The organism is Nonomuraea sp. NPDC050556 (assembly GCF_044457355.1).
Taxonomy (GTDB): Bacteria; Actinomycetota; Actinomycetes; order Streptosporangiales; family Streptosporangiaceae; genus Nonomuraea.
Genome location: NZ_JBITGU010000001.1, coordinates 865610 through 874476 on the forward strand (window position 1 = coordinate 865610; position 8867 = coordinate 874476).

Sequence of the window (8867 nt, forward strand, 5' to 3'; positions counted from 1 at the left end):
TGGCTATCGGGTCATCGCTCTGGTCGACACCACGAGGATGTCGCCCAGGGCGGTGCGGGCCTGGGTGAGGTCGGCTATGCGGGAGTCCAGCTCGGCGTACTGGGTCCTGAGGTGGTCGAGGACGCACGCCTGGAGCTCGGTGCCGTCGCCGACGAAGCAGGGCATGAGCTCGCGGATGACCTTGGTGGGGAGTCCGGCCGCGAGCAGGGTGCGGATGCGGCCGACCGTCGCGGGGGCCTCGGGGTCGTAGTGGCGGTGGCCGCCCTCGCTTCGGTGGGAGGCGAGCAGTCCCTGGGCCTCGTAGTAGCGCAGGAGACGTACGGCCACGCCTGTCTCGCGGGACAACTCCCCGATCTTCACGTGACCCACCTCACAGAGTGACGACTTGAATCTGACACTGATGTCACATCCTAGCGTTGGGCACATGACGACGACTTCTTCGCTCTACGGCTTCCTCACCCCCAAGGCCGGACACGCCGACGAACTCAGGAAACTCCTGCTTGACCTCGTCGAGCCGTCCCGAGGCCACGAGGGCAACCTTGAATATCACCTCCACGAGCAGGAGGACGGCCGGTTCTTCCTCTACGAGGTGTGGCGTTCGCAGGAGGACCTCGACCGGCACAACGCGACCCCGCTGCTGCGCGCCTTCATGAACGAGGTGCCCGAGCACATCGAAGGGGCACCGGGGGCTTACTCCGGCGCGATGGTCAGCGCCTATCCGGGCCGCCGCCTCACATCTGAGGCGGCTGCGTCGTCGGACTCGTGAGACCGGTATCGACCATCCTGGAGGGCCCCATGTTCGCCGCTTACGCGACGATCACCATCTTCGCCGCGCTGCTGTTCGGCAGCTCGTCGGTCATCTACCTGATCGGGCACGAGTTCCCGAAGGCGCAGCTGGACATGAAGGGCCTGCCGCGAGCATGGGGACCCGTCCTGGGCACGATGCTGGCATTGGGCTCCCTGGGACTGCTGGGCGGGTTCGCCATCCCCATGCTCGGAACCCTCGCCGCCTACAGCCTCGTGCTGTACTTCACCGTCGCCCTCCTCGCCCACCTGCGCGTGGGCTCACGCAAGCTCGGCAACTGGTCCCTGTTCTTCGCCACTTCGGTGGCCGTGCTGGGTGCGAATCTGCTCCACCACTGGTGGTGACGCAATTTGTCACCCCCCGCGGCTACTCTCCGGGGTGTGGAAGCTGTCGAACCATTGCACATGCCACCGATGGTGCTCGAACAGGGCAAGACGCCCGCGTTCCTGCTGGCATGGCGGCGGGAACCGGTGAAGGGCTGGGAAGGCCGCCTGGCCGTCCCGCACTCGCAGGTCGACGTGCGCGGCGAGCACGTACACGGCCTGATGTACCGGTGGTCGCCGCCCGAGCACTTCACCAAACTGCCCGGCGTCGACTACGGCGCGGTGCCACGTCCCGCACCCGACGAGGATGACGCGCCGCCGCTCCGGATGCCGCCGATGGTCCTGTACAAGGGCGACCACCCGGCGTTCCTGCTCGCGTGGATGCCGGTCACGTCCGGCGAGCGACGAGCGTGGGAGGCGTACCTGGCCATCCCGCCAGGCAGGACCGACCCCGCCAAGGTCGCCTACGCGCGGGTGGGCGCAGGAACCGTCCGCAGCCTGCCGGAAGTCGACTACAGCAGCGTTCCCCGCACCCCCCTGCCGAGTTAGCGTGGGCGAGTGTGATGTGGGAGCTGCGCTTCATCCGGTTCTCCCGCACCGTGAGCGTCTGGATGCTGGGGCTCACGGTCCGGAACGTGCGCCATCGCCGCTGGATCGCCGAGGCGGAGGACGACGACGAGCGGACTTCCACTGGCTGCGCCTGATCTACGCCCCCGACCTCGTTCCCGACGAGGAGGCGGACCTCGCGATCGAGCTCTGGGAGCGCCTGCACGACATCGAGCCCGTCTTCGCCCGCCTGGTGTTCTCCACGACGTTCAGACTGGCCGCTCGTGCCGAGGCGCTGAGCGTGGGAGATCCCCGTTCGCCTGCGACGACCATCGGCCCGCTCATCAACCGGCGCGCCGCCGGTCACTTCCGCGACCTCGTCGTGGACGCGGCGGCGCACGGTGCGCGCATCCACGCCGAGGGCAGCGAAACCGACGGCCTCCGGCGCGCCCGACCGTGCTGAGCGCCGTCGGGCCCGCGGCGCGGTTCCATCGGGAGGAGGCGTTCGCTCCGGTGGTGAGCGTGCAGCCGTACACCACCGAGCTCGAAGCGGTGGAGCAGGCGAACGGGACCCCTTACGTGGCGTTGTCGGGATTCGGGCGGCTGGGCGGCAGCGAGGCATGGCACTTCTTCACCGAGCAGAAGACGCTCTACATCCACCTAGATGTCTGCTAAACGCCCTGGCCAGCGGTCTTCACGCGTCCTTGACGGTACGGCTACGCCGTCCTGACGCCGGTCGGCATCGACGTCGACATCTCATCAAGGGGGCAGGTGTCAGCTGGCTCCGAGCCGCCCGATCGGGGGCAGCCGGAACAGACAGGAAGATCCCATGTCCAGCAAGATCAAGCTGCTCATCGTCTCGGCCCTCACCACCGGAGCCGTCGGTGGCGCGCTGGCGCTCGCCTCCGCTCCGGCGCAGGCCGACACCGACGTCACCATCCAGAGCTGCGGCGCCGAGCGCCCCTGCAACGAGATCTAACCCAGAGGGCGGTTCCGCCGGACCGGCGGAACCGCCACCGGCGCCGAGGCCGCCGGTCACTGCCAGCTGCTAGTCGGCTTGGGCGTCCTCGGCGTCGCCCTTGACGGCGTCGAAGGCGATCATGGCGTCGTGTACCGCCTCGTCGACGTCCTCCTTGGTCATGCCTCCTGCGAGGAGCTCGGCGCGGAGGTCCTGGCGGTAAGCCTCGCGCAGCTCGGCTTGGGCCTTGCCCGGGTCGTCGCCGAAGTGTTCTTCGTAGGTGTCGGCGAAGAACAGGCCCAGCACGCTGCCCGCCAGCGCCTGACCGTCGACCGGAATCGGGAAGCGCCCGGCGACGGAGCCGCCGACGACGCCGAGCCAGAAGTTCCTGCGTGCGGTGTCGCCGAGTTCGTCCAGGTCGGCGGACTCGTAGGCGCCGGAGTACAGGCCGTAGAGCCCGGCGTCGCGCATGACGTGGTCGTTCCACCGGTCGGTGGCCTTGATTTTCTCCCAGTTGTAGGAGTTGTCCTTGGCGAAGGCGGTGACCGGTGACTGCTCGCGCAGTCCGGCGATCTCGTCGTTGTACGCCTTGCCGGCGTCGGGGTGCCTGAGCCCGGCGCCGAGGAAGTCCTGGAACAGTTTCGGGTCGACGTACATGCCCGGTCCGGAAGGGCGGGGGATCCGCGTGACGCCCTCGAAGCCGTCTTTCTCCGCATATTTCAGGGCCTGCAGGTACGACATCCAGTTCACGTACGGCAGAGCCTGCTTCACCATCGCGCTTCCCAGAGCAGGGTCCCGCCGCATCGCGTTGTGGAACGGCCCGGCCCGGCGTTCATGCCCTTGATCAGCTTGGGGTCGATCCCCGCGAACTCGCCCGCTACAGGTCCCTGCTCCACATCTTGGCTTCGGCCGCCAAGCACGTGGGCGGGCAGGCGCGCAGTTCCTCGTGCACCTTGGTGCCGAGGTCGGTCACGGCGGAGGCGTATCTGCCCGCCCCGGCGGTGAGCTCGTGCTCGAAGGTGGTCGCGGTCACGCTCGTCCAGACCTTCCTGCTCGCCATGTTGGCGGCCGGGCGCCTGAGGTTGCCCTTGATCTGGTCCTGGACGGTGCCGACCTGGGTCAGCAGGTTGCGCAGATAGGTATGCCTGGGGTTCGTCACGTCTTGAGACACGTTGATCGACCCTAGAAGCCGAAACCGTCAAAGTGGATGATCTCTACGCATTCTTGACGACAGGGCCGAGTCGGGGCTTCGGGCGATTTTTAACGTTTTCTTGACGCGGTGATCATGAAGCAACCTGCTCCGACGTCAGTAGTGTGCTCAGCGTCTTTACGCGCTTTTGATGTGGGGGATCCGTTGCAGACCTGGCTCTTGAAGGGCTTGCAGACCGACAGAAAGCAGATCGAGCACGGCCCGCACAAGAAGCACCCGTGGTGGCAGGTCATGTGCCTGACGGGCGTGGACTACTTCTCCACGCTGGGGTACCAGCCGGGCATCGCGGCGCTGGCCGCCGGGGCGCTGTCGCCGGTGGCGACGCTGCTGCTGGTCCTGCTCACCCTGTTCGGCGCGCTGCCGGTCTACCGCCGGGTGGCCGAGGAGAGCCCGAACGGCCAGGGCTCGATCGCGATGCTGGAGAAGCTGGCGCCGCAGTGGTGGGGCAAGCTGTTCGTCCTCGCGCTCCTGGGCTTCGCCGCCACCGACTTCGTCATCACGATGACGCTCTCGGCGGCCGACGCCACCGCGCACATCCTGGAGAACCCGTTCGCGCCCGACTTCCTCCAGGGCCAGCGGGTGCTCGTCACGCTGTTCCTGCTGGCCCTGCTCGGCGGCATCTTCCTCATGGGCTTCAGCGAGGCGATCGGCATCGCCGTCGTCCTGGTCGCCGTCTACCTCGTGTTGAACGCCGTCGTCGTGGCCGTCTCCATCGTGCACGTGCTAGAGGCGCCGAACCTGGTGGTGGACTGGCAACACGCGCTGACCACAAACTACGCCAGTCCCATGGCGATGGTGGTGTTGTCCCTTCTCGTCATGCCGAAGCTGGCGCTGGGCCTGTCCGGGTTCGAGACGGGTGTCGCGGTGATGCCGGTGGTCAAGGGTGAGCTCCAGGCGCGGATCAAGGGCACCAAACGCCTGCTGACCGCGGCCGCGCTCATCATGAGCGTGTTCCTGATCTTCACCAGCTTCGCCACGACCGTCCTCATCCCTGCCAAGGAGTTCGACGAGGGTGGCAAGGCGGCAGGTCGTGCGCTCGCCTACCTGGCTCACGACTTCCTGGGCGACTGGTTCGGCACGCTGTACGACGTGAGCACGATCGCGATCCTGTGGTTCGCCGGGGCGTCGGCGATGGCGGGGCTGATCAACCTGGTGCCACGTTACCTTCCCCGGTACGGCATGGCCCCGGACTGGACGCGTGCCGTACGGCCTCTGGTGCTGGTCTTCAGCGCCATCGGGTTCGCCATCACGGTCATCTTCGACGCGGACGTGGACGCCCAGGGCGGCGCGTATGCCACGGGTGTTCTGGTGCTGATCCTGTCGGCCTCGGTCGCGGTGACGCTGTCTGCCTGGCGCAAGGGCCAGAGCCAGCTCATGGTCGGCTTCGGCGTCGTGTCGGCCGTGTTCGCCTTCACCCTGGTGGACAACGTCTTCGAACGCCCGGACGGGGTGAAGATCGCGTCGTTCTTCATCGTGGCGATCATCGTGACCTCGCTCATCTCACGCGCCACCCGCTCGACGGAGCTGCGGGTCACCGACGTGCACTACGACGGGCTCGCCGAGCAGTTCGTGAACCAGGCGCGCGGCGAGATCCACCTGATCGCCAACGAACCGCACGAGCGCGACCAGACCGAGTACAACGACAAGATCCGTGAACAGTGGCTCAACCATCGGCTGCGCAGCAGCGAGCAGGTGCTGTTCGTCGAGGTGACCGTGGTCGACGCCTCGGACTTCGAGAGCGAGCTCCGGGTCTGTGGCGAGGAGCGGTACGGTCACCAGATCCTGCACTTCGAGAGCCCCACGGTGCCCAACGCGCTGGCCGCGCTCCTGCTGGACCTGCGTGACCGCAGCGGGCAGGTGCCGCACATCTACTTCCACTGGACCGAGGGCAACCCGGTCGCCGCGATGCTGCGCTACCTGCTGTTCGGCGGCGGCGACGTGCCGCCGCTGACCCGCGAGGTCCTACGCAAGGCCGAACCGGACATCACCAGGCGCCCCCACGTCCACGTCGGCTAGAGCTCGTGCTCGCGGGAGGGCGGGTGATCACTCGCCGCCGCGGCCGCCGTCCGGGGCTCCGGGACGCAGGACCGGCAGCCCGGCCCGCAGCCGGTCCAGGAACTCGTCGACGTTCAGACAGTGGTCCTCCGGGTCGACGACCTCGGGCACGAAGGCCTCGACGATGCCGTCCCCGACGGCGAAGTCGGCGTCGTCGGCGTCATCGTCGTAGTTGTTCACCCAGCGCCCGCCCGGGGCGTACACGTCCATGGCATGGTCGTAGTCGATCACCCAAGGGGTCTCGACGGTCCCGGTCCGCAAAGAGCCGTGGTTGTACCAGCCGTAGACCAGGTGGGTGAAGGTGCCGTCGTGGATGTAGATCTCCGCTTCGCCGCCCTCCAGGGTCTCGGCCTTGGTGTGACCGCCGACGTACAGGCCGGGCCGGTCCGCATAGAGCGCGATCGGGCCGTTGACCGTCAGATCGCCGGTGACCACGACCAGCTCGACGCCGCCACGCAGTTCGTTGACGGCGTCCAGGAAATCCCCGTCGAGGGTGAGGTCACCGTCGAAGAACAGCACCTCGCCGTAGCCGGGCGACGCTCCCGCCCCTTCGAACACGGCGGACAACGCGCCACCCAGGCGGGCATCGGCATCGGCGTAGCTCAGGGAGGAGATCGGCATGGGGAAGATCATAGATCCGCGCCCGCCTAGGGGTCGTCGGTGAAGCGGAGGTCCTGGCGATCGAGGTGGCGCTGCAGGCGCCGCCTGGTCGCCTCGCCGATCTCGCCCGCCGCCTGCATCCTGGCCAGTTCCTCACCCTGTACGGCCAGCAGCTCGCGCCTCAGCTGCCCGTAGGAGTCGGCCAGGTCGTCCTGCTCCTGCTCCAGCTCCATCTGCGTGTTGAGCGAGCGCCGGACGTGGTCGAGCACGACGGGGGAGACGGCTTCGACGTCGCCCAGCTCCTCCACGTAGTCGATCGCGCGCCGCGTGAGCTCCTGCTTGGCGCGGGCGTACTCGGCCTGCGAGTCGCCGGGCGCGATCGCCAGCCCGGAGAGCCTGACCAGCGGCGCGAGCGTGAATCCCTGCACGATCAGGGAGACGACGATGACGCCCGTCGCGAGCACCATCAGCAGCGTGCGGTGCGGCATCGCCAGGGGGATCGACAGCGCGGCGGCCAGCGGGACGACCCCGCGCGCCCCCGCCCACGTGATCACCGCGGGCACCTGCCACGACGGCCGGTTGCCGTCCCGCCAGTTCCGCAGCGCCGACAGGGGGAACATCCACGCCACCCGGACCACGACGAGGGTGAGCGCGATGGCGAAGACGGCAGGGATCCAGGAGCGTTCGCCGTCGGTGAGCTGCCGGATCTGGCTGGGCAACTGGAGGCCGATGAGGCTGAAGACGACGCTTTCCAGCAGGAAGATCACCGTGCCGTAGACGGCGGTGAGCTGGAGCCTGATCCGCGAGTCGGTGAGCTGGTGAGCCTTGACGCCCTGGACCACGGCGACCACGACCACCGAGGTGACGCCGGACCCGTGCAGCGACTCGGCGAGGACGAAGGCCACATAGGGGGTGACGAGCGCGATCACGCTCTCCAGGACGGGGTCCTCCGTACGCTTCCTGATGAATGACACCCCGACCGCGACCACCGCGCCGACCAGAGCGCCGCCTCCGGCCAGGGTGACGAAGCCGACGGTCACGCCGGACCAGCTCGCCACGCCGCCCGCCAGCGCGGCGCCCAGTGCCACCTTGAACAGGATGAGGCTGGTGGCGTCGTTGAACAGGCTCTCGGCCTGCACCAGCGTCTGCAGCCTGGGCGGCAGCGCGAGCCTGCGGCCGAGAGCGGTGACCGCGACCGGGTCGGTGCTGGCCAGCACCGCGCCGAGCATGAACCCCATGGCCAGCGGCACCGGGGTGAGCAGCGTGGTCACGAAGCCGACGGCCGCCGCAGAGACCAGGACCAAGCCGACGGCGAGCAGCGAGACGGGCCGCCACAGCAGCTTGAGCTCCCGCCAGGAGAGCTCCTCGCCCGCGGCGTAGAGCAGGGGAGGGAGCACGACGAGGCTGACGATCTCCGGGGTGACGTGGATCTGCTCGGACAAGGGCAGCAGGCCGACGAGGATCCCCGCGACCACCAGGAGCGACGGCGCAGGAACGCTGATGCGGTCGGCGAACGTGGCCACGACGGTGGCGACCGTCACCAGAAAGAGCACTACCTGCACCAGCACACCTCGACATCCCTGAAGAAATGCCGACCAGACTTCCCGGCGCACCTGGCGCCAACCGTACTACCGGCGGGCGACGCCGAGAACGTGGGCGATGCGGTCGAAGTCAAACCTGTCCACCCGATCCAGGGTGAACCCGGCGGAAGTGATGGCCCTGAGGGTGTCCCTGGCGGGGTGGCAGCCGCCGGACGACTGCGCCCAGAGCGGCCCGACCAAGCGCTCGGTGAAGGCGACGACGGGGTTGGCGGAGCGGACGTGCTCGTAGAAACGCAGCTCCCCGCCCGGTTTGAGCACCCGCACGATCTCCCGCAGCGCCTCGTCCTGCCTGGGCACCGCGCACAGGGTGAGGGAGCAGACCACCGCGTCCACCGACCCGTCGGGCACCGGCATCGCGGAGAACGAGCCGGTCAGCACGCGGACCGGGAGGCCGCCGCAGCCCTCGCGAGCCGTCTCGCACAACCCGGGGTCGGGATCCACCGCGGTGATCTCGCGGACCTCGGCGGGGTAGAAGCGGAACTTCACCCCGTCGCCCACCCCCATTTCCATGACGGCGCCGGACAGACCGCGCATCAACGACTCGCGTGCTGGAGTGAGGCGGCTGCGCTGGCAGACCGCCCGGGGATGGTGGAACTGCTCCATGCCAAGAGAGGACATGACCGACTGTCTACCTGGCCCTAACCGTGAAAAACACCCTCTTGATGGGATCCCTACGGCGTGCCGTACGGAAGGTGTCAAGAACGGAGCCCCAGGCGTAGGGAAAGCGTCAAGAACGGCAAAACCCCCCAAATCCCGCGCTTTGCTTGGC

13 protein-coding genes are annotated in these 8867 nt (G+C 68.2%); 7 read left to right on the forward strand and 6 right to left on the reverse strand.

Going from position 1 to position 8867, the window contains the following annotated elements:
• Positions 1 to 3: 3 nt before the first annotated feature.
• A complete protein-coding gene (locus tag ACIBG8_RS04305; RefSeq protein ID WP_397341056.1) occupies positions 4 to 360 on the reverse strand; it encodes a MerR family transcriptional regulator in 357 nt (118 codons plus the stop codon).
• A 64-nt stretch (positions 361 to 424) separates the two neighbouring features.
• On the opposite strand from ACIBG8_RS04305, the gene ACIBG8_RS04310 reads away from it, so the two are divergent.
• The 6 genes from ACIBG8_RS04310 to ACIBG8_RS04335 all read left to right on the forward strand — a co-directional run bounded on the left by ACIBG8_RS04310 (position 425) and on the right by ACIBG8_RS04335 (position 2653).
• Positions 425 to 766 (forward strand): putative quinol monooxygenase, encoded by a 342-nt coding sequence (locus tag ACIBG8_RS04310; protein WP_397341057.1) that lies wholly within the window; start codon positions 425 to 427, stop codon positions 764 to 766.
• 29 nt (positions 767 to 795) lie between these two features.
• Positions 796 to 1149 carry a DoxX family protein gene (locus ACIBG8_RS04315; RefSeq protein WP_397341058.1) on the forward strand — a complete coding sequence of 118 codons (354 nt, stop codon included), beginning with the start codon at positions 796 to 798 and terminating at the stop codon, positions 1147 to 1149.
• 36 nt (positions 1150 to 1185) lie between these two features.
• Positions 1186 to 1677, forward strand: a complete 492-nt coding sequence (locus tag ACIBG8_RS04320) for a hypothetical protein (RefSeq protein ID WP_397341059.1) — start codon at positions 1186 to 1188, stop codon at positions 1675 to 1677.
• A 16-nt stretch (positions 1678 to 1693) separates the two neighbouring features.
• Positions 1694 to 2137: an aldehyde dehydrogenase family protein gene (locus tag ACIBG8_RS04325; protein WP_397341060.1), complete on the forward strand. Its 444-nt coding sequence runs from the start codon at positions 1694 to 1696 to the stop codon at positions 2135 to 2137.
• Positions 2131 to 2349 carry an aldehyde dehydrogenase family protein gene (locus tag ACIBG8_RS04330; protein WP_397341061.1) on the forward strand — a complete coding sequence of 73 codons (219 nt, stop codon included), beginning with the start codon at positions 2131 to 2133 and terminating at the stop codon, positions 2347 to 2349. Before ACIBG8_RS04325 ends, ACIBG8_RS04330 begins: the two co-directional genes overlap by 7 nt.
• A gap of 154 nt (positions 2350 to 2503) precedes the next feature.
• Positions 2504 to 2653, forward strand: coding sequence for a hypothetical protein (locus tag ACIBG8_RS04335; protein WP_397341062.1), 150 nt, complete (start codon positions 2504 to 2506; stop codon positions 2651 to 2653).
• 69 nt (positions 2654 to 2722) lie between these two features.
• Here the strand turns inward: ACIBG8_RS04335 and ACIBG8_RS04340 are convergent, their stop codons facing one another.
• Positions 2723 to 3406: a hypothetical protein gene (locus tag ACIBG8_RS04340; RefSeq protein WP_397341063.1), complete on the reverse strand. Its 684-nt coding sequence runs from the start codon at positions 3404 to 3406 to the stop codon at positions 2723 to 2725.
• A 103-nt stretch (positions 3407 to 3509) separates the two neighbouring features.
• Positions 3510 to 3803 carry a hypothetical protein gene (locus ACIBG8_RS04345; protein WP_397341064.1) on the reverse strand — a complete coding sequence of 98 codons (294 nt, stop codon included), beginning with the start codon at positions 3801 to 3803 and terminating at the stop codon, positions 3510 to 3512.
• Between the two features lie 207 nt (positions 3804 to 4010).
• Between ACIBG8_RS04345 and ACIBG8_RS04350 the strand changes: the two genes are divergently transcribed.
• The gene (locus tag ACIBG8_RS04350) at positions 4011 to 5858 is read left to right on the forward strand and encodes an amino acid transporter (RefSeq protein ID WP_397341065.1); all 1848 of its coding nucleotides are present in this window, start codon (positions 4011 to 4013) and stop codon (positions 5856 to 5858) included.
• A 27-nt stretch (positions 5859 to 5885) separates the two neighbouring features.
• On the opposite strand, the gene ACIBG8_RS04355 is transcribed toward ACIBG8_RS04350, so the two are convergent.
• The 3 genes from ACIBG8_RS04355 to ACIBG8_RS04365 all read right to left on the reverse strand — a co-directional run bounded on the left by ACIBG8_RS04355 (position 5886) and on the right by ACIBG8_RS04365 (position 8716).
• Positions 5886 to 6518 carry a hypothetical protein gene (locus ACIBG8_RS04355; protein WP_397341066.1) on the reverse strand — a complete coding sequence of 211 codons (633 nt, stop codon included), beginning with the start codon at positions 6516 to 6518 and terminating at the stop codon, positions 5886 to 5888.
• A gap of 26 nt (positions 6519 to 6544) precedes the next feature.
• Entirely contained in the window at positions 6545 to 8059 is a 1515-nt protein-coding gene (locus ACIBG8_RS04360) for a cation:proton antiporter (protein WP_397341067.1), read from the reverse strand.
• A gap of 66 nt (positions 8060 to 8125) precedes the next feature.
• A complete protein-coding gene (locus ACIBG8_RS04365; protein WP_397341068.1) occupies positions 8126 to 8716 on the reverse strand; it encodes a class I SAM-dependent methyltransferase in 591 nt (196 codons plus the stop codon).
• Positions 8717 to 8867: the final 151 nt, after the last annotated feature.